This is a genomic window from Metaclostridioides mangenotii (assembly GCF_017873185.1).
GTDB lineage: Bacteria > Bacillota > Clostridia > Peptostreptococcales > Peptostreptococcaceae > Metaclostridioides > Metaclostridioides mangenotii.
This window is the reverse complement of record NZ_JAGGJX010000004.1, coordinates 178,232-203,239: the sequence shown is the minus strand read 5'-3', so window position 1 is coordinate 203,239 and position 25,008 is coordinate 178,232. Positions and strand designations below refer to the sequence as shown.

25 protein-coding genes and 3 tRNA genes are annotated in these 25,008 nt (G+C 31.9%); 25 read left to right on the top strand and 3 right to left on the bottom strand.

What is annotated here, in order from left to right:
- Positions 1-8: 8 nt before the first annotated feature.
- The 15 genes from J2Z43_RS10735 to glmS all read left to right on the top strand — a co-directional run bounded on the left by J2Z43_RS10735 (position 9) and on the right by glmS (position 12,424).
- Positions 9-85: transfer RNA gene (locus J2Z43_RS10735), tRNA-Asp, on the top strand.
- Positions 86-147: 62 nt separating this feature from the next.
- Positions 148-222: transfer RNA gene (locus tag J2Z43_RS10730), tRNA-Gly, on the top strand.
- 9 nt (positions 223-231) lie between these two features.
- A tRNA-Arg gene (locus J2Z43_RS10725) sits at positions 232-308 on the top strand.
- A gap of 81 nt (positions 309-389) precedes the next feature.
- Positions 390-548 carry a hypothetical protein gene (locus J2Z43_RS10720; protein ID WP_209457190.1) on the top strand — a complete coding sequence of 53 codons (159 nt, stop codon included), beginning with the start codon at positions 390-392 and terminating at the stop codon, positions 546-548.
- Between the two features lie 561 nt (positions 549-1,109).
- A complete protein-coding gene (gene cdaA, locus J2Z43_RS10715) occupies positions 1,110-1,946 on the top strand; it encodes a diadenylate cyclase CdaA (protein ID WP_209457189.1) in 837 nt (278 codons plus the stop codon).
- On the top strand, positions 1,943-3,121 hold the full coding sequence (locus J2Z43_RS10710; protein WP_209457188.1) for a CdaR family protein: 1,179 nt from the start codon (positions 1,943-1,945) through the stop codon (positions 3,119-3,121). The genes cdaA and J2Z43_RS10710 overlap by 4 nt, the downstream gene beginning before the upstream one ends.
- A gap of 326 nt (positions 3,122-3,447) precedes the next feature.
- Positions 3,448-4,350, top strand: a complete 903-nt coding sequence (ptb, locus tag J2Z43_RS10705) for a phosphate butyryltransferase (RefSeq protein ID WP_027703068.1) — start codon at positions 3,448-3,450, stop codon at positions 4,348-4,350.
- A 22-nt stretch (positions 4,351-4,372) separates the two neighbouring features.
- On the top strand, positions 4,373-5,452 hold the full coding sequence (buk, locus tag J2Z43_RS10700) for a butyrate kinase (RefSeq protein WP_027703067.1): 1,080 nt from the start codon (positions 4,373-4,375) through the stop codon (positions 5,450-5,452).
- The gene (locus J2Z43_RS10695) at positions 5,442-6,119 is read left to right on the top strand and encodes an ATP-binding protein (protein WP_209457187.1); all 678 of its coding nucleotides are present in this window, start codon (positions 5,442-5,444) and stop codon (positions 6,117-6,119) included. Before buk ends, J2Z43_RS10695 begins: the two co-directional genes overlap by 11 nt.
- Before the next feature lie 42 nt (positions 6,120-6,161).
- A complete protein-coding gene (locus tag J2Z43_RS10690; protein WP_024620964.1) occupies positions 6,162-6,383 on the top strand; it encodes a 4Fe-4S dicluster domain-containing protein in 222 nt (73 codons plus the stop codon).
- Between the two features lie 29 nt (positions 6,384-6,412).
- Positions 6,413-7,498 (top strand): 3-methyl-2-oxobutanoate dehydrogenase subunit VorB, encoded by a 1,086-nt coding sequence (locus tag J2Z43_RS10685; RefSeq protein WP_209457186.1) that lies wholly within the window; start codon positions 6,413-6,415, stop codon positions 7,496-7,498.
- The gene (locus tag J2Z43_RS10680; protein WP_209457185.1) at positions 7,498-8,253 is read left to right on the top strand and encodes a thiamine pyrophosphate-dependent enzyme; all 756 of its coding nucleotides are present in this window, start codon (positions 7,498-7,500) and stop codon (positions 8,251-8,253) included. Before J2Z43_RS10685 ends, J2Z43_RS10680 begins: the two co-directional genes overlap by 1 nt.
- On the top strand, positions 8,254-8,799 hold the full coding sequence (locus J2Z43_RS10675; RefSeq protein ID WP_209457184.1) for a 2-oxoacid:acceptor oxidoreductase family protein: 546 nt from the start codon (positions 8,254-8,256) through the stop codon (positions 8,797-8,799). It abuts the gene before it with no gap.
- 215 nt (positions 8,800-9,014) lie between these two features.
- Positions 9,015-10,367: a phosphoglucosamine mutase gene (gene glmM / locus J2Z43_RS10670; RefSeq protein ID WP_209457183.1), complete on the top strand. Its 1,353-nt coding sequence runs from the start codon at positions 9,015-9,017 to the stop codon at positions 10,365-10,367.
- Between the two features lie 230 nt (positions 10,368-10,597).
- The gene (gene glmS / locus J2Z43_RS10665; RefSeq protein ID WP_209457182.1) at positions 10,598-12,424 is read left to right on the top strand and encodes a glutamine--fructose-6-phosphate transaminase (isomerizing); all 1,827 of its coding nucleotides are present in this window, start codon (positions 10,598-10,600) and stop codon (positions 12,422-12,424) included.
- A 264-nt stretch (positions 12,425-12,688) separates the two neighbouring features.
- On the opposite strand, the gene J2Z43_RS10660 is transcribed toward glmS, so the two are convergent.
- A complete protein-coding gene (locus tag J2Z43_RS10660) occupies positions 12,689-13,198 on the bottom strand; it encodes a GNAT family N-acetyltransferase (RefSeq protein WP_209457181.1) in 510 nt (169 codons plus the stop codon).
- Between the two features lie 4 nt (positions 13,199-13,202).
- The gene (locus J2Z43_RS10655) at positions 13,203-13,691 is read right to left on the bottom strand and encodes a MarR family winged helix-turn-helix transcriptional regulator (RefSeq protein WP_234926358.1); all 489 of its coding nucleotides are present in this window, start codon (positions 13,689-13,691) and stop codon (positions 13,203-13,205) included.
- A gap of 518 nt (positions 13,692-14,209) precedes the next feature.
- Between J2Z43_RS10655 and J2Z43_RS10650 the strand changes: the two genes are divergently transcribed.
- From J2Z43_RS10650 to J2Z43_RS10605, 10 genes are all read left to right on the top strand, one after another.
- The gene (locus tag J2Z43_RS10650; protein ID WP_209457180.1) at positions 14,210-15,334 is read left to right on the top strand and encodes a (Fe-S)-binding protein; all 1,125 of its coding nucleotides are present in this window, start codon (positions 14,210-14,212) and stop codon (positions 15,332-15,334) included.
- Between the two features lie 155 nt (positions 15,335-15,489).
- Positions 15,490-16,245, top strand: coding sequence for a rhodanese-like domain-containing protein (locus tag J2Z43_RS10645; protein WP_209457179.1), 756 nt, complete (start codon positions 15,490-15,492; stop codon positions 16,243-16,245).
- Between the two features lie 216 nt (positions 16,246-16,461).
- A complete protein-coding gene (locus J2Z43_RS10640; protein ID WP_209457178.1) occupies positions 16,462-17,199 on the top strand; it encodes a YwmB family TATA-box binding protein in 738 nt (245 codons plus the stop codon).
- Between the two features lie 20 nt (positions 17,200-17,219).
- The gene (murA, locus tag J2Z43_RS10635; protein WP_209457177.1) at positions 17,220-18,473 is read left to right on the top strand and encodes a UDP-N-acetylglucosamine 1-carboxyvinyltransferase; all 1,254 of its coding nucleotides are present in this window, start codon (positions 17,220-17,222) and stop codon (positions 18,471-18,473) included.
- A 92-nt stretch (positions 18,474-18,565) separates the two neighbouring features.
- A complete protein-coding gene (spoIID, locus tag J2Z43_RS10630; protein WP_209457176.1) occupies positions 18,566-19,627 on the top strand; it encodes a stage II sporulation protein D in 1,062 nt (353 codons plus the stop codon).
- 62 nt (positions 19,628-19,689) lie between these two features.
- Positions 19,690-20,370 (top strand): M23 family metallopeptidase, encoded by a 681-nt coding sequence (locus J2Z43_RS10625; protein ID WP_209457175.1) that lies wholly within the window; start codon positions 19,690-19,692, stop codon positions 20,368-20,370.
- 264 nt (positions 20,371-20,634) lie between these two features.
- On the top strand, positions 20,635-20,895 hold the full coding sequence (spoIIID, locus tag J2Z43_RS10620; protein ID WP_027703056.1) for a sporulation transcriptional regulator SpoIIID: 261 nt from the start codon (positions 20,635-20,637) through the stop codon (positions 20,893-20,895).
- A gap of 205 nt (positions 20,896-21,100) precedes the next feature.
- Positions 21,101-22,117, top strand: coding sequence for a rod shape-determining protein (gene mreB, locus J2Z43_RS10615; RefSeq protein ID WP_209457174.1), 1,017 nt, complete (start codon positions 21,101-21,103; stop codon positions 22,115-22,117).
- An 18-nt stretch (positions 22,118-22,135) separates the two neighbouring features.
- Positions 22,136-22,564: a 3-hydroxyacyl-ACP dehydratase FabZ gene (gene fabZ, locus J2Z43_RS10610; protein WP_209457173.1), complete on the top strand. Its 429-nt coding sequence runs from the start codon at positions 22,136-22,138 to the stop codon at positions 22,562-22,564.
- Positions 22,565-23,050: 486 nt separating this feature from the next.
- A complete protein-coding gene (locus J2Z43_RS10605) occupies positions 23,051-23,938 on the top strand; it encodes a hypothetical protein (protein ID WP_209457172.1) in 888 nt (295 codons plus the stop codon).
- A 265-nt stretch (positions 23,939-24,203) separates the two neighbouring features.
- Here the strand turns inward: J2Z43_RS10605 and yyaC are convergent, their stop codons facing one another.
- The gene (yyaC, locus tag J2Z43_RS10600; RefSeq protein ID WP_024620949.1) at positions 24,204-24,713 is read right to left on the bottom strand and encodes a spore protease YyaC; all 510 of its coding nucleotides are present in this window, start codon (positions 24,711-24,713) and stop codon (positions 24,204-24,206) included.
- Positions 24,714-25,008: the final 295 nt, after the last annotated feature.

The window sequence follows — 25,008 nt, the reverse complement described above, 5'->3', positions numbered from 1 at the left end:
CCATTTGCGGCCTGGTAGTTCAGTTGGTTAGAATGCCAGCCTGTCACGCTGGAGGTCGAGGGTTCGAACCCCTTCCAGGTCGCCAAACTAAATTAATAATGATTGATCCTTAGATAAATAGTATCTAAAGGTAATTCTTGAAAATATGCGGGAATAGTTCAGTGGTAGAGCGCGACCTTGCCAAGGTCGATGTCGCGAGTTCGAATCTCGTTTCCCGCTCCATATAATAATGGGTGCATAGCTCAGCTGGATAGAGCAATGCCCTTCTAAGGCATGTGTCCGGGGTTCGAATCCCTGTGCGCTCACCATTAATTAATAAAAAAGTTTCACGAATGTGGAACTTTTTTTGTTTTTTGTTTTTTAAAACTATTTCTGAGCACAAAATATTTTTGAAGTGCAAAATCATTTCTGAATTTGCACAACTTGGTTCGCTTTTAGGTTATTTTATTGGAATAGATTGGATAGACTGTAAGATTTCCAAAGTATTTAGTAAAAAAGCAAATATGTTAGGGACAGAAAGTAAAGAAATTAATTTAAATAGAAATTAAACACATTGAACTAAGTATAGATAAAATAATATTTATATATTAGATTCTTATATTCATTAAGTTTGCAAAGGAGTAATATAAGATTTACTTTGTCTTACAATCATCATTTTCCTTTAATCTAATATATAGTTACTTATAATAAAATTGATAGTATATATACTCTTGAAATAATTAGATTGTATTGAACTTTCTGATATTAGAATTTTAATTATAATATAAATAGAAATTAAGCAATAATGCCTTTTAAGAAAAGTGAAAAAACGTTATTTTCGTTCTTTTTTTAACAATGTAATCTCCTTTTTATCTCATTTACACCACAAAAATTAACTATACTTCTATAATTGAATATAATCTGATGTATTAAAATATAAATATCTAATTTGTATGTGTTAAAAGAGCCTTATATGCTGAAAGAGAAGATCAGAATTAGAAAAATATTCTTAAAAAGCTGAAAATGAATATTTGATGAAAAATTGAATAGTTTGTATATACTTCGATTAATATAGTGTATAATACATAGTGTAAAGTAGTAAAAGCAAAAATAAATAGGAGGATAAAATTTTGTTAGATCTTAATTTATTTTTAAATGAAATTTTTAATATAATAACAAAAATTAGTATATCTGATATACTTGATATAATAATAGTTGCATACATTTTTTATAAGATTTTTATGTTCATAAAAGATACAAGAGCAGAACAAGTTTTTAAAGGTATAATACTATTTATGGTAATTGTGCAAGTCAGTGGTATTTTAAAGCTTCATACATTAAATTGGCTACTAAATAATACTCTTGAGATAGGTATTATAGCAGCGGTAATATTCCAACCCGAGCTAAGAGCAGGTCTTGAGCGTATAGGAAGAACTAGATTGTCTTTCTTTGGCAAAAATATCAATTCATCAGAAGAAATTTTAAATAGAACGATTGAAGAAATAGTGGAATCTCTGTACTCACTGTCTAGACAAAAGATAGGCGCGTTGATAGTAATGGAGAGAGACACTAAAATAAATGAGATAATAAATACAGGTACTGTTATAGATTCTGAGATATCTAGACAGTTATTAATAAATATATTTATTCCAAATACTCCGCTACACGATGGTGCAGTAGTGATAAGGGAATCTAGGATAAAGGCAGCTGCATGCTTTCTACCTCTTACTGAAACTAAAGATTTGAGTAAGGATTTAGGAACTAGACATAGAGCTGGTATAGGAATCAGTGAAGTGTCAGACTGTATAACTTTAATTGTTTCAGAGGAAACTGGAGGTGTCTCTATAGCCAAATCGGGCAAGCTTTATAGAGATATATCTAAGGAGAGAATGACCAACATACTACGCAGCAATTTAAAGGTAAATACAGATGAAAAAAGCTTCTTTAAAGGTGGTTTATTTAGATGATAAATAAGTTTAAACATAATACTAGAATTAAGGTTATAGCGCTGATCAGTGCGATGGTTCTGTGGATGTACGTGATGCTTGCTATAGATCCACAAAGTAAAAATTTAATAGAAGATGTCCCAGTATCCATAACTAATACGACAGAATTGGAAGACAAGGGCTTTGTAGTTTATCCAGAAAATGATCTTACAGCAGATGTATACATTTCGGGTGAATTATCTAAGGTAAAAAATACAACAAAGAGTAAAATTTATGTATATGGTGAAATAAAGGAACCACTTGAAGGCAGTAATGATATGTATCTAAGATCAAATGTTTCTGAGGGTGTAAATAGCTCTCTTAAAAACAATATGATTATAGTGAACCTCGAAAGGGTTGTAAAGAGGGATAAAGTTATAAAAGTAAATGTAAAAGGTGAGAAGAAAGACGATATAAGCGAAATAAAACTAGAGAAAAACAAAGTTAAGGTGACAGGGCCTCGAAGTATGGTCAACAAAGTTAAAAGCATTGAAGCGGACTTAAATGTAGAAAATGGTAAAGATAATTTTACTAGAAATTTAAAGTTAACTCCAGTAGATGAGTCAGGTAAAAAAGTGGAGGACGTTGTTCTTTCAAATTATTACGTGAACGCAGACGTTGAAATGTTCAAACAAAAGACAGTTCCGATAAAATTTAATTTAAAGGAAGGCAATACAGAAGATATAAAGAGCTACAATGTAAGTAGCAAAGAAATAGTTATAAAAGGTAAAAAGGAAGCTGTAGAAGCGGTTAATGCAATAGACACAGATACAATAGACTTAAAGCAATTGGAAAACGCTAATGAGATTAATGTAACCTTGACAGTACCTGAAGGAATTAACACTGAATTTAGTACAATAACCGTTAGTAAAAAGGAAAAAGACTTATCAAAGGATTCATTTAGCTTCAATTCATCTGAAATCGAAATTAGAAATAATATCGAAGAAGATGCAGATAAAGCTATAATAAACACTGATGAAATTAAGGTAGATGTTGAATACGACAATACTTTGGAAGCTGCAAAAAAATCAGATATTAAGCTATATATAGATTTGACTCAGCAAAGTACAACAAATTATAAATATGTAATAAAATTTGAATCTAGTTTCAATTTTAAAAATGTTAAGATAACTCCTAACGTTGTTGAAGTGAAATAGTCTAAAAATTAAATGATATTAAAAAAACAAGATGCGACAGAATACGACAAATATTGACATTGTTAATTTTATATTTCTGTTGCATCTTGTTTATTTTAGCGATATTATTATATTATGAGGATTATAGAGTAATATAAATATAGAACAATTTAATAAATAATATATTGATTTAAATTAAATAATAATATTAAACTAAATTGTTTTAATTGAATATAGTTTTCTGAAAAAAATTATTAATTTAAACTATGAAAAGCCTGTAACTAGATGTATAATTTAATTTGAAATGTTAAAAACGATTTCAAAAATTCTAAATGAGGTGTAATCGCATGAGAAACTTTGAAGAAGTAATAAGATTTGCAGAAGAAAGAGGTCCTAAGACTATATCTGTTGCTTGTTGTCAAGACAAAGAAGTTTTACTAGCTGTTGAGATGGCAAGAAAAGAAAAGATAGCAAAAGCTATATTAGTAGGGGATATTGAAAAGACTAGAGAGATTGCAAAAAGTATAGATATGGATCTAGACAATTACGAACTTATCGATATAAAAGATTTAGCAGAAGCTTCATTAAAATCTGTTGAATTAGTTTCACAAGGAAAAGCCGACATGGTAATGAAAGGCTTAGTAGACACATCAATAATCTTAAAAGCGGTTTTAAATAAAGAAGTAGGTCTGAGAACTGGAAACGTTTTAAGCCATGTTGCGGTTTTCGATGTTGAGGGCTATGACAAACTGTTCTTTATAACAGATGCAGCTATGAACTTAGCTCCTGATTTACAAACAAAAAAACAAATCATAGAAAATTCATGTACAGTAGCACATGCATTAGATATAAAAGAGCCAAAAGTAGCTTGTTTATGTGCTAAAGAAAAAGTTAATCCAAAAATGCCAGATACAGTAGATGCAAAAGAACTTGAAGATATGTGTAAGAGGGGCGAAATCAAAGGATGTATAGTTGGTGGACCTTTTGCACTAGATAATGCTGTCTCAGAAGAAGCAGCTAAACACAAAGGTATGGATCATCCAGTTGCTGGAAAAGCTGATATACTATTAGCTCCTGATATAGAAGCAGGGAACATACTTTATAAATCAATGTCATACTTTGCTAAGTCAAAGAGTGCAGGAGTTATAGTTGGGGCAAAAGCACCAGTTATATTAACTTCAAGAGCAGACAATGAAGAAACTAAACTTAATTCAATAGCGTTAGGTGTCTTAATGGCGGCTAAAGCATAATATTCAGGAGGTAAACAAACAAATGAATAAGGTTTTCAAAATACTAACGATTAATCCAGGGTCTACTTCGACTAAAATAGCAGTATTTGATAATGAGGTAGAAGTGTTTGAAAAAACATTAAGACACTCTTCAGATGAAATAGGAAAATACGAAAGAATTTCTGATCAATTTGAATTCAGAAAACAAGTAATAGTAGATTCTTTAGCAGAAGGTGGAGTAAAGTTATCTGATTTAGACTGTGTTGTAGGTAGAGGAGGACTTCTTAAGCCTATAGAAGGCGGTACTTATGAAGTAAACGCTCCAATGTTAGAAGATTTAAAAGTAGGAGTTTCAGGAGAACATGCATCAAACCTAGGTGGTATAATAGCTAAGCAAATAGGTGATGAAGTAAACGCTCCATCATATATAGTTGACCCAGTTGTTGTTGACGAATTAAATGATTTAGCTAGAATATCAGGAATGCCTGAAATAGACAGAGCAAGTATTTTCCATGCATTAAATCAAAAAGCTATAGCTAGAAGATTTGCAAGTGAGAATAATAAAAAGTACGATGAAATAAACTTAGTAGTAGCCCATATGGGTGGAGGAATATCTGTTGGAGCTCATGAAAAAGGTAAAGTTGTAGATGTTGCCAACGCCTTAGATGGTGAAGGACCATTCTCTCCAGAGAGAAGTGGTGGTTTACCAGTTGGACAACTAGCAAAGATGTGTTTCAGTGGTGAATTCACTTTAGATGATATTAAGAAAAAAATTAAAGGAAATGGTGGCTTAGTGGCGTATTTAGGAACTAACGACGCTAGAGAAGTAGAAGAGATGATAGAAAAAGGCGACAAAAAAGCTGAACTATTATACGAAGCTATGGCTTACCAAATAGCTAAAGAAATAGGAGCATGTGCATCAGTTCTTAAAGGGAATGTTGATGGAATACTACTTACTGGTGGCATAGCATACTCAAAATCATTCACTCAAATGATAATAGACAGAGTTAAGTATATAACTGATGTTACTGTTTATCCTGGTGAAGATGAAATGATAGCTTTAGCACAAGGTGGACTTAGAGTCTTAAATGCTGAAGAAGAGGCCAAAGTGTATGGTAACTAATGACAAAAGAATTAGAATCATGACTGGCCACTATGGTAGTGGAAAAAGTGAATTCTCAATGAACTATGTTATAAAATTAAGAGAGATGGTATCTGGTAAAGTAGCTATAGCTGATATGGACGTTGTAAATGTTTATTTCAGAACAAGGGAAAAGAAAGAACTTATGGAGTCTCTTGATATAATTCCTATGGGTAGCTCAATCGAAGCATCAAGTTTAGATGTACCAGCAATATCAGCTCAAGTAAAGACGCCTATGAACGATAGTTCATACAACTATGTTATCGACCTTGGTGGAGATAATGTAGGAGCTAAGGTAATTGCAGGATATAAAGATCTTATTAAAGATGGAGACTACGATTTATTTTTCGTAGTGAATGCAAATAGGGAGAAAACTCAAACAGCACAAGAAGTTATCGAATATATATCTATTATAGAGAATGCTTCGAAGCTTAAGGTAAGCGGCCTAGTAAATAATACTCATATGATCTGGGATACAACAGTTGAGGATATTTTAAAAGGTCAGGAAGTAGTCAAAGAAGTTTCTAAAGCGCTTAATATACCAGTTAAGTACAACACATGTATAGAGACTTTAGTTGATCAGTTGCCAGATGGTTTAGAAGGGGAAATATTCCCAATAAAGATGTATATGAGACAAGATTGGATGTAGTTTGGGCTCAAATATATAGAAAGTTTAAGGAGGCAAAGACAAATGGCTAAAGCAAAAGGAACAGTTACTTTTAATCAAGACCGTTGTAAAGGTTGTGGACTATGTGTTAACGCATGTCCAGTAAAGATTATGAAAATTGATACAAATGTAATCAACAAAAAAGGTTATAATCCATCAACAGTAGTTGATATGGACAAATGTATAGGGTGTGCAAGCTGTGCAACTATGTGTCCAGATCAAGTAATTACAGTAGAAAGAGACTAATTTAATCAATTAATAAAGGGGGAAGTTTAATGGCTAAAATACTTATGAAAGGTAACGAAGCTTTCGGAAAAGCAGCTATAGAAGCTGGTTGTAAGCATTTCTTCGGTTACCCAATAACTCCACAAAGTGAATTACCAGAGTATTTATCAAGAGAATTACCAAAAATAGGCGGAGCATTTGTTCAAGCTGAATCAGAAGTTGCAGCAATAAACATGGTATACGGAGCAGGAGGAGCAGGAGCAAGAGTAATGACTTCTTCATCTTCACCAGGTGTTGCATTAAAACAAGAAGGTATAACATACTGTGCAGGAGCTGAAGTTCCATGTGTTATACTTAACATCATGAGAGGTGGACCAGGTCTAGGAAGTATACAACCTTCTCAAGCTGACTACTACATGTCAACAAGAGGTGGAGGAAACGGAGACTACAGAACTCCAGTTTACGCACCAGCAACTGTTCAAGAAGCTGTTGATATGATCATGGGAGCTTTTGACGTAGCTGATTACTACAGAACACCAGTAATGGTTGTTGCTGATGGTATGATAGGACAAATGATGGAGCCAGTTGATTTTAGTGGTCCAGGAAAGAAAAGAGAGTTGCCTCCAAAAGATTGGGCTACTGTAGGAACAGGAATGAACAGAAAGCCTAATATCATAAACTCTCTATACTTAGAGTCAGTTGAGTTAGAGGAACACAACTTACGTTTAGATGCTAAATATAAAGAAATAGAAAAAAATGAAGTAGATGTTGAAATGTACAAAACAGAAGATGCAGAAATTGTCTTCGCAGCTTATGGAACTGTTTCAAGAATAGTTAAGACTGCTATTACTACTTTAAGAGAGCAAGGAATAAAAGCAGGACTTGTTAGACCTAAAACAATATGGCCTTTCCCATTTGACGCATTCAAAGCTGAAAATATACCTAATGCAAAAGCTATATTTACAGTAGAGATGAGTATGGGTCAAATGATCGAAGACGTTGACTTAGCTGTAAGAGGAAGATTACCAATATACTTCCACGGAAGACCAGGAGGAATGACTCCAGATCCAGCATATATTGTTCAAATGGCTAAAGACATATTAGATGGTAAAGAAGTTTCAGGAGGTGTTAGATAATGGCTGTTGTATTTAAAAGAACTGAAGGTTTAACTCAAGCCCATACTCACTACTGTCCAGGATGTACTCATGGTATAATCCACAGAATAGTAGCGGAATCTCTAGAAGAATTAGGATTATTGGGAGAAACAATAGGTATAGTACCTGTTGGATGTTCTGTTTTAGGATATAAATATTTTAATATGGATACTCAAGAAGCATCTCATGGTAGAGCTCCAGCTGCGGCTACAGGAGTAAAAAGAGTACACCCTGACAAAACAGTGTTTACTTACCAAGGAGATGGAGACTTAGCTTCTATAGGTACAGCTGAAATAATTCACGCTGCTGCTAGAGGTGAAAAAATAACTACTATATTCGTTAACAATACTACTTACGGTATGACTGGTGGGCAAATGGCTCCTACTACTCTAGTAGGTCAAAAAGCTACAACTGCTCAATCAGGAAGAAACCCAGAAACTCAAGGTTTCCCAATAAGAGTAAGTGAAATGTTATCTACATTAGATGGAGCAGTATTCGTTGAGAGAGTTACTGTTGATACTCCAGCTAACGTAAGAAAAGCTAAAAAAGCAATAAAGAAAGCTTTCCAAGTTCAAAAAGCAGGATTAGGATTTGGTATAGTTGAAGTACTTTCTACATGCCCAACTAACTGGGGATTATCACCAGTTGATGCATTACAATGGTTAAGAGATAATATGATGCCACATTATCCATTAGGAAACTTTAAAGATGTTGAAATTGATGGGGAGGTGAAGTAAATGTCTACAGCTAGAGTAATATGTGCAGGCTTCGGAGGCCAAGGTGTTATGTCAATGGGACAATTACTTACTTATGCAGGAATGTTAGAGAACAAAGAAGTATCTTGGTTACCATCATACGGACCAGAGATGCGTGGAGGTACAGCAAACTGTGCAGTAACAGTTTCTAGTGAGCCAGTAGGCTCTCCACTTATAACAGATGATGCAACTGCAGCTATATTAATGAATGCACCAGCATTTGAAAAATTCCAAAAAGACGTTGTTCCTGGAGGAAAAATATTAGTTAACAGTTCATTAATCGATACAAAAGTTGATAGAGATGATGTTGATGTTTACTATATACCAGCTAATGATTTAGCTGTTGAATTAGGAAATCCAAAAGTTGCCAACATGATAATGTTAGGTGCTTACTTAGAAGTATCTGATACTGTTGATATAGAATCAGTACTAGACGCATTTAAGAAAGTTTTCGGTCCTTCAAAAGAGAAATTTGTTCCATTAAACAGAGATGCTCTTCAAAAAGGTATGGATGCAACTAAAAACTAATAATAATTAGTATAAATAGGGGATATCCCGAATGTAAGTTACTGCTTACTATCAGGGATATCCCCTTTATTGTAATTTTATGTAGTATTTTATATACTTATATCAATTTTGTTATCTTTATTGTAAAGATAGATTATTTTTTGATTTTATGATAATGTGGTATAATATATAAGATAGTGCATTTTATGCTTTCGATTTTGAAAGGAGATTTTTTAGTGAGGAAATATTTTGGAACAGATGGTGTTAGAGGGGTAGCCAATACCGGACTAACATGCGATCTAGCATATAAGCTTGGAAGAGCTGGGGGATATGTTTTAGCTCAAAATGAGCATAAAGATAATGTAAAAGTTGTTGTAGGAAAAGATACTAGAGTATCGGGAGATATGTTAGAAGCATCATTAATAGCAGGGCTTATGTCTGTAGGTTGTGATGTAATAACAGTAGGGGTTGTACCTACACCTGCAGTAGCGTATTTAATTAAAAAATATGATGCTGATTGTGGTGTTGTTATTTCTGCATCCCACAATCCTTTTGAATACAACGGAATCAAGTTCTTCAATGATAATGGATACAAACTTGACGATGAATTAGAATTTAAAATAGAAGAATATATAGATGATATAGATAAAATTGATTATTACCCAACTGGTGAAAAATTAGGTAAAAAGATTTTCTTACATAACGCACAGAAGGACTATGTAGAATACTTAAAATCGATAATAAAAGAAGATTTAAGTGGTCTAAAAGTTGTTCTTGATTGTGCTAATGGCGCTGCGTATAAGGTTGCTCCAGAGGTATTTAAAGAACTGGGAGCAGAAGTTATTGCAATTCACAATGATCCAAATGGGATAAATATAAATGATAAATGTGGATCTACTCATCCTGAACTATTATGTGAGGCTGTCTTAAAAAACGGTGCAGACTTAGGTCTTGCATATGATGGAGACGCAGATAGACTTATTGCTGTAAATGAACAGGGACAAATAGTGGATGGGGATCATATAATGATTTTGAGTGCTATTTATCTAAAGAAGAAAAAGAAACTTGCAAAGGATACACTTGTTGTAACAGTGATGAGCAATATAGGTCTTACCATAGCTGCTAAGGAACATGGAATAGAACTAGCCACTACATGTGTTGGTGATAGATATGTTCTTGAAGAAATGGTTAAAAGCGGTTACAACCTTGGTGGAGAGCAGTCAGGTCACATGATTTTCCTAGATTACAATACTACAGGAGATGGAGTTTTAAGCTCTTTATTTCTTGCAAGTATAGTAAAAGAAGAAAATAAAAAATTATCTGAACTAGCTTCTGTAATGACGCAGTATCCTCAAGTGCTAATAAATGCAACAATTAAAAATGAAAATAAAAATAAATACATGGAAATAACAGATATAAAAGAAGAAATAGAAAAGATAGAGAATTTATTACATGGTGAAGGAAGGGTCTTAATAAGACCATCAGGTACAGAGCCATTAGTAAGAGTAATGCTAGAGGGTAAAGAGGAAGGTCAACTAAAAAAATTGGCGACAAATTTAGCTAATCTTATTACAAAAAAATTGTCGTAGATAGAATGGATCTTTAGATTAAAACTAAGGATCCGCTAAAGCGCCAGAACTCACTATATGTGAGTTGACGAGGTCAGAGTTAATCGAATTATCGGCGGATGCTCTGCGGTGTGTTTACCATCGAAGAACTTTTTCAAAACATATGAGTAATCGTGTGGACAAAGGGAAGTTCAAGTAAATGTAGACCTAACTCTTAAAATATATTAATAAAATTTTAGGAGGACACAAATATGTGTGGAATAGTTGGATATTTAGGAAAAAGAAATGCTGCTGAAGTAATTATGAATGGACTTTCAAAGCTAGAGTACAGAGGTTATGATTCAGCGGGAATAGCAGTAAACAATAACAATAAACTAGACATCAGAAAGCATAATGGTAGACTTGCAATATTAGGTGATGATGTCGAGTCTTATGGAATGGAAGGATCATTGGGAATTGGCCATACAAGATGGGCAACTCATGGTGAGCCATCGGATACAAACAGTCATCCTCATTTTAATAAAGACAAGAGTTTAGCTGTAGTTCATAATGGAATAATTGAAAACTACATGGAATTAAAAGACGAGTTAAGTAAAGACGGAGTAGTGTTTTTAACTCAAACAGACTCTGAAGTAATTGCCCACTTATTAGACAAATACTACGATGGAAATTTACTTGATGCAGCTTACAAAACAATATCAAGATTGAGAGGAGCATTTGCCCTAGGTATAATTTCTCAAGATAATGACAAAGAACTTGTAGCTGTTAGAAAAGATAGTCCACTAGTAGTTGGATTAGGTAAAGATGAAAATATAATAGCTTCAGATATAACTGCTCTATTAGCATACACTAGAGATGTATATTTCTTAGACAATGGTGAAGTAGTTCATATGCAGGGCAGCGATTTAAAAGTATACGACTTCGATAGAAATTTAGTAGAAAAAGATTCAGTTCATATAGATTTAGATATAGAAGCAGCTTCAAAAGGTGGTTACGACCATTATATGGCAAAAGAAATACATGAACAGCCTACAGCAATAAAAGAGACATTAGAGAGAAGATTAGATGGCAACGGAACTATAACTCTAGACACTATCAATATGGCTAAAGAAGATTTAGATAAAATCCAGAGAATATACGTTGTGGCTTGTGGTACTGCTTACCATGCAGGATTACTTGGAAAATACGCTATGGAGAAATTTATGAAAGTTCAAGTTATAGCTGATATAGCTTCTGAATTCAGATATTCTGATCCTATACTTGATGAAAATACTCTATTAGTGTTAGTAAGTCAATCTGGAGAAACTGCGGATACACTTGCAGTGTTAAGAGACGCTAAAGAAAAAGGTGCTAGAGTATTAGCAGTAACCAATGTAGTTGCATCTTCAATAGCGAGGGAAGCACACGATGTATTTTATACTTGGGCTGGGCCTGAGATATCAGTTGCATCGACAAAAGCTTATACAACTCAAATAGTTTCATTATATATGATATCATTAGACTTTGCTCTTAAAAAAGGTAGTATAACAAGAGAGTACTACGACGAAATGATTGCAAAGATGAGAGCAATACCTGCTCAAATTGAGGAAGTATTAAAAGGTGAAGACTATATAAAAGAAATAGCTAAAAAGTTTGCAGATACAACTAGTGCATTCTACTTAGGTAGAGGAATAGACTGTAGTTTAGCTATGGAAGGAGCTCTTAAGCTTAAAGAGATATCTTATATACATGCTGAAGCATTTGCTGCAGGAGAATTAAAGCACGGTACTATAGCTTTAATAGAGAAAGATATACCAGTAATAGCTGTTGCAACTCAAGAGAAGTTATTTGAAAAAATGGTTTCAAATATGGAAGAGGTTAGAGCTAGAGGCGCTTATATAATAGGAATAGCTCAATCGCACAATAAAGATGTTGAAAAAGCAGCTGACGATGTTATTTATATCCCAGATGCTGATGATATACTTGCTCCAATTTTATCAGTTGTCCCAATGCAAATTCTTGCTTATTATGTATCTATTCTTAGAGGATGCGATGTAGATAAGCCAAGAAACTTAGCTAAATCTGTTACTGTTGAGTAGGTAAAAATATATAAAAATTACTTTTAATAAAGTTGATAAAAACCCTTTTGGATATTATTCAAAGGGGTTTTTTATATAAATATAAGATAAAAAGTTCTTAAAATAGGTACTTTATACTATAAGATATATTCAATATACAATATTCGAGGAAAATATCCGATAAAAATGGCATTCTAGTATATGAAAATATTTCTAAATGCCATTTTTATATGATATATAAACTGTAGTTCTTACTCTAGATTATAAAAATTGTGGTATTTGGAACTACTTACTAGGGAAGTCTAGGAATTTGTCGTAGCAGTTAAATGGCTCCTCTTTACCTAAAAACTCCATTTGACCTGCTAGTTTATATCCAAATTTTTTAAATAACGAATTCATTTTAATATTAAGCGAATAGGTATCCGTCTTTAAATAAACTACGCCGTTATTTTTGGCGAGCTCTTCGGCGAACTCCATTAATCGAGTACCTATTTTTTGATTTCTAAAGTTTGAGTTTACAGCCATTCTATGAATAATCATAGCTTTTTTATCAAAGGCCCATTTTATATCTAAATACTCATCGGGCTCTATATAGTTTACACAGATAAGGCCAACGACTTGACCGTCTAATTCATCTACATAAAGGTCTTCATTTTTAATATCGTTTTCAAAGTCTTTTGCTTGTGGGTAGTTTTCGTCCCACTGTGTATTGTTGTAAGTTTTCATTTCTTTTACAGTATCCGAAATTATATTCATAATTTGATCTAGGTCTTTTATGTTTGCTTTTCTTATCATATTATTACTCCTTGTAATGTTTTAGATCGTACCAATCTGATTCTATATTTTCTTGCATCTTTTTTACTAGCTGGTATGCTAGGATTTTTTCGTTTTCTGAAAAATCTTTAAAGCAAATATCAATGCCTCTATTTTCTTCAGTTATTATAACATTATATATTTCTAATGCTTTTTCTGTAGGATATAGCATTGAGATCCTCTTATCATCAGTATTTATTTTTTTAGTAATGTAATCTTCTTTTATCAGTTTTTGTGTTGCCTTTGTAGTTGTGGTTTTGTCAACTTTTAGTATTGATGTGAGTTGTATAAGGTTTATTCCAGGATTTTCGCATATACGTGTTAGGAATATGTATTGACCCTTTTGGATATTGAATTTTTTGTATTTATTATCGTTTAAAGTGTTGATAGTTCTTGAAAGAGCTCCGACTTCTCTGAGTATTTTATTTTTTAACTCTGTAATGGTATCACCTCCTAATATTAGTTGAAAGTTCAACTAATATTATTATATTACATATCCTTTTATTACGCATTATTTTTTATGTTAAGAATAGATTAAAAAAAGGATTTATGTGATAAAAATATTTATTCTACTATAGGTAGTTTATGGAGGGTTTTTGTAGATTTTAAGTTAGGTTTAATTTAAAAATATATTTTAATATATTATCAATTAACGCCCTAATAAGGTCAGAAGACAGTACTTTCAAGTAAGAAATTTTCTAGAATAACTAAAGTATGCGGAAATGTAAACGAGAAGGCATTAGAAGAATTTATAAAATATTTTAATAATTAAAATCAAGGCGGAGAGCTAGTAATAGCGCTCTTCCTTATTTTATTTGAAGAGTTAAGTATATGTAATTTAGAAAATACTTCGTTTATTTGGTATAATGTATTTGTTATGCAAACAAAAATACAGTACAAAATACACAAATATACTTTATAAATGAAGGTATTGAATATATTGTTTAGCTACTATATCGATTTCAATACTTTTGCGAATTGGCGGTGTTATAAATGCAAAAAATATCTCTAAATAAAGAGACGATAAAATATATAAAAGAAGAAAATAAAAGATGTATAGATTGCAAAAAATGTTACAATGTATGCCCTATGATGGATAAATTTGGAGAATCACCAAAAGCTATTATGGAAGGAATAACTACTGATAAAAAAATAGATAAAGCTTTAGCATACTCATGTATGCTTTGTGGCCTATGTAAAAAAGTATGCCCTAAAGATATAGATCTAGGGGATGCATTTCACAAATCTAGAAAAGATATATTCTCAGCTGGAGAAAATAATTTAAAAGATTTGGGATATAAGTCTGTAAAGTTTCATCAGCAAAATAGTTTTTCATCAGTTTTTTCATACAGTTCAATAAAAAAGGATCACAAGACTGTTTTTATGCCGGGATGTAGTTTGGCAAGTTACAGTGATAAAATCGTTGTAGATACTTTTAAATATTTAAAAAGCCACATAGAAGATATCTCTATAATATATGAATGTTGTGCAAAGCCTACGATGATTATGGGAGATACAGAAAAGTTTAAAAAGTATTATTCAAAATTAGCAGAGGCGTTAAGCTCTATAGACGAGGTTATAGTTGCTTGTCCAAATTGTTATAAAGTAGTTAAAGAAAACAGTCCGGATGTTAAAGTTACATATATTTGGAGTATAATTAATGAGCGTGGTTTACCAAAAGAGTTGGAAGGTTATTACGGCAATTTGGAGAAGAGATTTACACTTCACGATCCTTGTCCCACTAGATATAATTGTGAAGTTCACGATGATGTTAGAGAAATCCTAAATTCATTGGAATTAAAAATAGATGAATTTAAAAATAATAGAGAGAATACAGAGTGTTGCGGGTCTGGCGGAATGACTAGAGTTACAAGCAATGAGATCTCTATAACACAAACTAAAAAGAGAGCTGAAGAAACTGAAAATGATACGGTTATTTCGTACTGTGAGTCATGCTGTGAATCAATGATGTTAGCTGGGAAGTCGACTCTTCATGTACTGGATTTTATGTTTAATGAAGATGTAAAAAATAAAAAGATTTTTAATCAAGAAAATAGCTCCACAGTAGGAAAATGGATGACAAGACGCAAGGGAATTAAGAAGATAAAAAAATTGTAATCTAGAATAGATAGAAAAAAACTATAGAAAAAGGTATGTCATAGAAAATGGAAATGAAGAATAAGCTTATATTTTGTTATAATTAAATGGAAAGAGTAGAAAAACGTTTGTCCTAGGAAGTATTAATAAATTATAAGTTTATGGAGGGTATATTTATGAAGATTAGTAAGAAATTTAGAGTCTTGGTTTTAGGGATGATTATGGCACTTACTTTTGGAAGCTTGGTGGGATGTAGTCCAAAAGATGATAAACAAGCATCTGAACCAGCGAAACAAGAAGAAAAAAATGATGAGAGCAAGGTTGCTTATGAAGATATTGACGGAGAAAAAGCATTAAAATTAATGGAAAAAGAGAAAGATGGAATTGTAATTGATGTTAGAGACGACAAAGATTATTCTTCAGGACATATTGCGAACGCTATAAACATATATGTAGATGATATAGAAGGAAAATTGAGTGATATAGATGGATACAAAGATAAAACTGTAATCCTATACTGTAACTCAGGTAAGAAAAGTGCAGAAGCTGCTGATATACTAGTTAATAATGGATTTACAAAAGTTTACAATGCACAAGGAGTAAAAGATTACAAATATGATTTAGTTAAATATAACGATATAACTGGGGCAGAACTAGAAAAGGCAATAGCGGATAATAAAGATGCTGTGTTAATTGATGTTAGAAAAGCAGATGAGTTTGCTAAAGGTCATATAGAAAAAGCAGAAAATATACCACTTGAAGATATAGAATCAAAATTAGATACTCTTGATAAAGACAAAGATATATATTTATACTGCAGAACAGGAAACAGAAGTGGACAAACTGCAAAGATTCTTTCTGATAAAGGCTTCACTAAAGTTACAAATTCAATTGATGGCGTAGATGAGTACGAATTTAAATTAGTAAAATAAAAGCATAAATGAAGAGAAGTGAATATATAGATGTAAACAAATAGACATATTCTATCAAACGGTAATCGATAGAGTATGTCTATTTTTTATCTAATTATTTTTATTTAAAGAATCTAAGTAGAAAATAAAAGTTTATCTCGAGTATACATAGGTAAAATATGTCAATAATTTATATATATAATGAAATAAAAATTATTTTTATTTAGGGGGATTTAAATGAAAAAGATAAAAATATTTATAAGTATGATATTATTGATGATTTTAGGTGCGGCAATTTCTTACGCAGATTCAAATATTAATACTAAATATAGTACACTAAAATCTTCATTAGAGTGTATAAATGCTGAATATGAATTTTATAATGTAAAGTATAATTCGGAATTAGAATACAATATATCAAAAGAAAAGCTAAAAAAAGTATTGTTTAATATAGTAGAGATTTTTGGTGCCAGTCAAAATGAAATAGAGTATGACGAAAATTGGAATACTAAAAAGAAAGAAATTTTTATAAATGTCGAATTAAAAAATATAAAATTGAGCGTAAAAGGGATTAAAGAAAATTCAAATGAAGCGTATATTACAGTTGACATATCAGAACACAAGGTATATAAACATATAGAGGATGATTATAACAAGCTTGAAAAGCTGTTAAAAAATTATTCAAATAACACGGAAATATACGCCTGCATTGTAGGGAAATACACAAAAAAGTTACAAAATGACAAATATGATGATATTTTGGATAAAATATTATATAATATGAGTGCTGAAGAAATACATAAAATAAAAAATAAACACTTTTTATCAGCTGTAGCATATGGTAAAGTATTAAGATACAGCGAGTTAGATTATTTAGGAAAAAAGATAAATTTAAATATAGCGATTAGATACAAAGAAGATATTGGGGAAACGTACGTCTATATCGCAAGTCCGATTATAAAAATAGATTATTAATTAATGAGGAGAAAAGCAAAATGGCAAAAATAATAGTGAAAAAGAGTAATCCACTTAAAGGTAGTGTTAAAATAGATGGGGCAAAAAATGCAGTATTACCAATAATAGCAGCAACTTTATTAGCGAACGGAAAATCAACACTACACGGAGTTCCAAATCTACAAGATGTTCAAGTTATATCAAATTTACTTAGACACTTAGGTGCTGATGTAGAGTACAAAGACAACACATTAACAGTAGATGCAAGTAAAATAAATACTTGTGAGGCCCCTTATGAGCTAGTTAGAAAGATGAGGGCGTCATTCTTAGTAATGGGACCGCTATTAGCTAGATTTAACAGCACAAAAATCTCTATGCCAGGAGGATGTGCTATAGGAACAAGACCTATTGATTTACATTTAAAAGGGTTTAAAGCATTAGGTGCAGAGATAGAAATGGATCATGGATTTATAGAGGCTAAAACTGATGATTTAAAAGGAAGCAAACTATACTTAGACTTCCCATCTGTTGGTGCTACTGAAAATATAATGATGGCAGCAACTCTTGCAGATGGAACTACAATAATAGAAAATGCTGCAGAAGAGCCAGAAATAGTAGATTTAGCCAATTTCCTAAATGAAATGGGCGCAAATGTAAAAGGTGCAGGAACTAATACTATAAGAATTAAAGGTGTTAAAGAACTAAAAGGTGCTGAGCATAATGTAATACCTGATAGAATAGAAGCGGCAACTTATATGTGTGCAGCGGCTATGACAAAAGGTGATATAGTAGTTGAAAATGTACTACTTGAGCACTTAAAGCCTGTAATAGCAAAATTAAGAGAAGCTGGTTGTAAGATAACTGAAATGGAAAACTCAGTTAGAGTAATAGGTCCAGAGGTACTAAAGCCAATAGATATAAAGACTCTACCACATCCAGGTTTCCCTACAGATGTTCAAGCTCAATTTATGGCTATGCTTACAGTTGCTAATGGAACTGGTGTAGTTATAGAGACTGTATTTGAAAATAGATTTATGCACGTAGCTGAATTCAACAGAATGGGTGCAGATATAAAAATAGATGGCAGAAGCGCTGTTGTAAATGGAGTTGATGAACTTCATGGAGCAAATGTAAATGCCACAGATCTTAGAGCTGGGGCTGCATTAATACTATGCGGACTTATAGCGGAGGGCGAAACTCAAATTGGAGAAATTTATCATATCCAAAGAGGTTACGTTGATATAGACAAGAAGATCAAGTCTTTAGGCGGAAATATAGAAATAATTGAAGACTAATAAAAATTAGAATATTACTAAAAACTTAATCATAAAATAAAAGGGTTGTTCATATACTTTAAGGTAAAAGCTAAATGCTAGGAGGAGAGTGTATGAAGAACCCTATTTTGATTTTACTTTGTTTAGTTATATGTTCAGTTGCAGCACCTATACTGATAACAGCTGTGTCGTACAATGAGACAGAGTTGTCTAGTAGCAATAAAGTAACTGTTGCTAAAGCGGATAAAGAGGAAAATAAAGCAGATAATAAAACGGATGTAAAAAGTGAAAAGATATTGAACTTAGAAACGGTTAATAAAGAATCACCTAAGATTGATATATACAATCATAAACTAGGCAAATATCAGAAAATAGATCTAGAAGAATATTTATCTGGGGTTCTTGCTGGGGAGATGTCTCCAGATTTTGATATTGAAGCTCTAAGAGCGCAGGCTATAGCTGCGAGGACTTATGTAATGTATAAAATGGATAGACCTTATCCATCTAGACACAAAAAAGCAGTAGTTTGTACAGATTTCAAACACTGCCAAGAATATAAAAGCTACAGTGAGCTTCAGAAAATAAACGGCAAAGAGTGGATGAAAAGCAGATATTCTAAAATACAAGAAGCTGTAAAATCTACAAAAGGTCAAATCATAGCGTACGATGACAAAGCAATTCTGCCTCTGTACTTCTCTACATCGTCTGGAAAAACAGAAAACAGTGAGGAAGTATTTTCAGCAAGTTACCCATATTTAAAGTCAGTAGACAGTCCTTATGATAAAATATCCCCTAAATTTATATCAAAAATGAGCATGAGCAACAAAGAATTTGTTAACTCTATTAAGAGAGCAAATGGATCTATATCGTTGAGTGAGCTAAATTTAGAAAATCAAATAAGTGTAGTTGAAAAGAGTAAAGGTGGAGCAGTAGATAAAATAAAAATAGGAAATAAGACATTTGCAGGAACTGAAATAAGAACAATTTTTGGACTTAATTCAGCAAATTTTGAAATAGTTTTTAATGGCGAAAATTTAGAATTTAATGTAAAGGGATACGGTCACGGTGTTGGAATGAGCCAATGGGGAGCAGAGGGGATGGCAAAGGATGGCTCTAAATATTATGAAATATTATCCCACTATTACTCAGATACTAGTATAAAAGATATATATTAGATGTATAAAACCATAAAATGACGTCAATAATCCAAATGTACAAATATATTTGGAGGTGCAATATGAAAAAAAGGCTATTAGAGAAAGATGGTTTTTATTTATCTTTATTTGTATGTGTTTGCCTAATAGCAGTAGGCGGGGTTTGGTTTACAAACAGTAATGTAGATAAATTAGCCTCTAATAATGAAAAATTAGAAAATTCTAATAAAGATAACGAAATACACCTAATTGAGAACAATAAAAACGATAAGGTACCTACTGCTACGGATTCAAAGCAAAATCTTGAGAAAGCAAAACAAACTGAAGATAAAAATGTAAGTAAAGCAGAGAACAAAACTTCAAAATTGAGTTATTTAGGAACTGAAGTACTAAGAGAATATTCGGAAAAAAAGCCTACATATTCTAAAACTTTAGATGTGTGGGAGATACACAAAGCATTAGATATAAGCTCAACTAAGGGATCAGATGTAAAGTCACTTACTAGTGGAGTAGTTACAGATGTATTTAGCAGCGATAAATACGGATATTCTGTAAAAGTGAAGAATGAAGAAAAAGGTATTGTGGTAGTTTATTCGAATCTTGATAAAGATACAAAAGTTGAAAAAGATCAGAAGATAGCAGAAGGTCAAGTTTTAGGAAAAGTTGGAGAATCATCTAAAGCAGAGAGTGAGGACGGATCTCATATACATTTAGAAGTATATAAAAATGATAAATTGGTAGATCCATCAGAATTTTTAAAATAAGATTCTAGACCATGAGAAAGTAAAAGATATCGACGTATATAGTAATGTAGAAAAGAAAGTGACAAAGCAATAAAGCAATTCAGATTAAATAGTAATAAAGCAATGAAGCAAACTAAATTTAAAATAATAGAATTACTAAAGGATGCTAAAAGTGATAACTATCACTAAATAAGCATCCTCTTTTTTTATTTAAACATGCTTTGTTATATTTTCCCTCATTTTCACATATATATCATTAAAGCTATTATGTGAGGGGGGGAATCATTGAAATCGCATATAGAAGAAAGAGCAGTGGTAGTAGCAAAATATATCCTCGAGAAAAATACGACAGTAAGACAGACTGCAAAGACATTTGGAGTCAGTAAGAGTACTATTCACAAGGATGTAACAGAGCGATTAAAAGAGATAAATCCATATTTAGCTAAGGAAGTGAAAAACGTCCTAGATAAAAACAAATCTGAAAGACATATCAGAGGGGGAATGGCGACAAAATTAAAATACTTAAATGATTATAAAAAAATGTAGGTAATTATGCCTACATTTTTTTATAATTATTTAAATATTATGGTAAATATAGGATTTCGTCTTGACTAAAATAAAGTTTTTGTATATGTTGTATTATAAGGATACTAATTTGTAAATACTATATACAAGGTAATTTAAGGATAATAAATATTATAAACTTTAATTTAATAAAATATAATCAATAATCATAAAAGGAGTTGAAGACATGGCTGGAGCTGATATAGGCATAGACTTAGGTACTGCAAATGTGCTAGTTTATGTTAGTGGCAAGGGAATATTACTAGAGGAACCTTCAGTTGTAGCGATTGAGAAGAAATCTAAAGAGGTTTTAGCGGTAGGTGAAGAGGCCAGAAGAATGATAGGTAGAACACCAGGAAATATAGTAGCTATTAGACCACTTAAGGATGGAGTTATATCTAATTACGATGTAACAGAAAAAATGCTTAAATATTTTATAGACCAGATCGCTGAAAAAAAAGGATTTGGTAAGTTTTTTATGCCTAGAATAATGGTATGTGTACCAACTGGTGTTACAGATGTAGAAAAAAGAGCCGTAGAAGAGGCTACAAGAGAAGCTGGAGCTAGAGAGGTATATATTATTGAAGAGCCTATAGCAGCGGCTATAGGGGCTGGTATAGACATTTCTGAACCAAATGGAAGTATGATCATAGATATCGGTGGGGGGACTGTTGATATGGCAGTTATCTCTTTAGGTGGTATAGTTGTAAGCGAATCTATAAAAGTGGGCGGAGATAGATTTGACGAAGCAATCGTTAGATATATGAAAAAACAGCACAATATTCTTATTGGAGAGAGAACTGCAGAGAAAATTAAAATGGAAGTCGGAAGCGCGTTTGAAAGAGAAGAGGTTGTATCGATGAAGGTTACAGGTAGAAACCTAGTAACAGGTCTTCCGATATCTGTAGAAATAAATTCATCGGAAACTCTTGAAGCATTAAATGAATGTATAGAGCAAATTGTTATTGCAACACACTCTGTACTAGAAAAAACTCCGCCAGAGCTAGCAGCTGATATTGGCGACACTGGAATTATAATGACTGGTGGCGGAGCTTTACTTTATGGATTGGACAAGCGTATAGAGCAAAGTACAGGAATAAATGTGGTAATAGCTGAAGAACCACTTTCATGTGTAGCAAAAGGTACAGGGATAGCTCTTGGCTCTATAGATATGTTAGAGACAGGTGGATCATTTAGAAGATAGAAATTAAGGAGTAAAATTATGCTAAATATAGATCAGATAAAAGAGATAATACCACATAGATATCCATTTCTTTTAGTGGATAAGGTAATTGAATTAGAAATAGGGAAAAAAGCAGTAGGCATCAAAAACGTAACTGTTAATGAGCCATTTTTTCAAGGTCACTTTCCAGAGTACCCTCTAATGCCAGGAGTTCTTATAATTGAGGCTCTAGCTCAAGTTGCAGCTGTAGCAATGATGTCTATGGATGAAAATAAAGGCAAACTAGGTGTGTTTGCAGGGATAGATAATGTTAGATTTAAAAAAGAAGTAAGGCCAGGAGATACTCTTACATTGGAAGTAGAGGTTATTTCCATAAGAAGAAATATAGCAAAAGTAACTGCTAAGGCACGTGTAGGAGAAGAACTTGCATGTAAGGGGGACCTTATGTTTGCATTAGTTGAAAAGTAGGATTAAAAAACAAATTTTGACAAATTACGAACCAAAAAGACATTATTGTAATATAGTATATTAGTGGATGAAAAACTCCACGAATTAATTAATAATCCTATAAAATATACAAAGTTCGGGTTGTAAAGTTGATGCTATAAAAAATTAAATAGTTGATAGAAGAGTTTTAGGTGACACGGCTTATAGATTGAGTGTTCGAAATAATCTTCTGAAAAAATCCAAAAGAATCTATAGAGGCTGATTATAGAGTGGTTGCCATCACTTTAGGATCGGCCTCTCTTCTTAAAAATATTAATAAATCCCTTATACATTAAATGTTAAACATATAATGTATAAGGGATTTAATGTTTTATTGAAGTTATAAAATAAAATACAAAAAGCTAATACTTTAAATTAAATATAAATAGTAAAAATAATAGTTATTATCATGCTCAAAATATTATATAATATGAAGTAATTATATAATTGGCTTGGGAGAATTAAGATATGTCAAAAAAAGTTTTAGTAAGAATAATAGTATTAGCCGTAACATTATTAGTACTCAGCACATTTATAAAAACAGATAATGCAGAAAGGATTACTTTTAAAAATAAAAGAATACTTTCAAGTAATAAAGAATTAATTGTAGACAACAAATGGTCAAGTAATATTATCACGTCAGCTGGTGAGTGTTTTTTGATACAGATGAATATTTATGATTTTGATGATGAGTTTGGAGAAGGAACAACAATGCTGCTAAAGGGAAATGAGAATTTAGAGATTGCTGATATAAGATTAGAGAAAATAGACAATGAAGTGAAACAATATAAAAAATACTACCAAACATATTCATTGTTTATAAATGCCACACCTTCAAAATCAGGTGAATTTAAACTTGATGATATGGAAGTCGAAATAACTGGTAATAAGGAAATGCACAAAATCAATTTAGGTAAATTTAATTTAAAAGTTTATCCAAGAGAGGAAGTCGGAGCGGATTTAGAATTCACGGTAGGTAGTGGTTTTATGAGTTTAGGCGAGGGTACTGAATATGAGTCACAAGATTATTTTAAAAGTTCATTCGATACAGAGATAGATAATAAAAATAAAACAGATATAGTAATTAAAGAAATTAGAGTAAATGATGACAAGTATTTTAAACTTGAAGAACTTAAAAATAATATAACAATAAAGCCAGGAAAGAGATCAAAAGTAGAAGTTCCTTTCACATTGGATAGAAAAGCATTAAATTATTGTTACAGTACGGAGATATTGTATAGTTTTGAAGGGAAAGATAAGAGACAAATAACGGCAATAAACTCGATTTCAAATTCTATAGGTCCAAATCAACTTGCCGAAATGATAAAGCAAAAAAGTGAAAATAAAAACATATAAACAAATACAAATGAATATAAACGAATAAAAATAGAAATAAATATAGTCAGAGATTTAAATAAAAAAAGGTGTATTTGAGAGATAAGAGTTTTATATAACTTTACTCCAAAATACACCTTTTCTTTAGTTAAATGTTATCATTTGTGACTTTTAATAATACTGGAAATAAGAATACTTTAAAAACAATGCTTATTAGTGCAAATTGAACAAAAAATTTACATACCTTTCTCAGAATATCACCTACCCTTGCTGTTATGTATAATGATCAGGTAGATACTAATATTGAAAGAGCAATGGCCTCAGCTAAATCAAAGATAAAGCTTAAACGTATGTTATTAAACGAAAATCTGTTGTTTTCATCTATTTTATCCACAATTCCCACAATAGAATAGTTACCTATCTGGGGGAGTTTCTTTCCGACACCTTTTCCAGGGAGAATAGGTCCTTCTCTTATTTGTATATTTCCTATAGTGCTTTGCGATCCTAGACAAGCGTCTATGGCTAAAAAATTGCCATTTAGATGTTTGTTTTTAATCTCATCTAAAGATTCATATATATTTAGTGCGTGAATAGGGTTATCTAGTGTTCCGTATACAGGGTATTTGTAACTGCTTTTTTTTAAGATTGTTCCAACTAAAGGGCCAAGAGTATCGCCAATAGCCCTATCTGTTCCTATACAAACTACTATGGTGTCGTCATCTATTATGCCTTTGAGGGATGAACTAAGGAGATCAACTGCGTTTTCCTCACTGTAGTTTACTTTGGTCAAATACAATAGGAACACCCCCTTCAAAAGATATATATGAATATCTGTAGTGGAAAATACCATTATTTGAATATATTCACGAAATATACATAAGAAGGGTCGTCTATTATTTTTTATAGTTGTTTATCAACGATAAAAATGTTTTTTATACTGTTTATTTTTTGCTAATTAACTTTCATTTAGATGATATTTACAATTTGAGATAGTATCTTGTTGAAATAATTAATTAGTAGATAAATATGTAACAGGAACAATTATTATTATAGAGTTTGCTATAGAATATAACTTAACATCGGAGATCCTA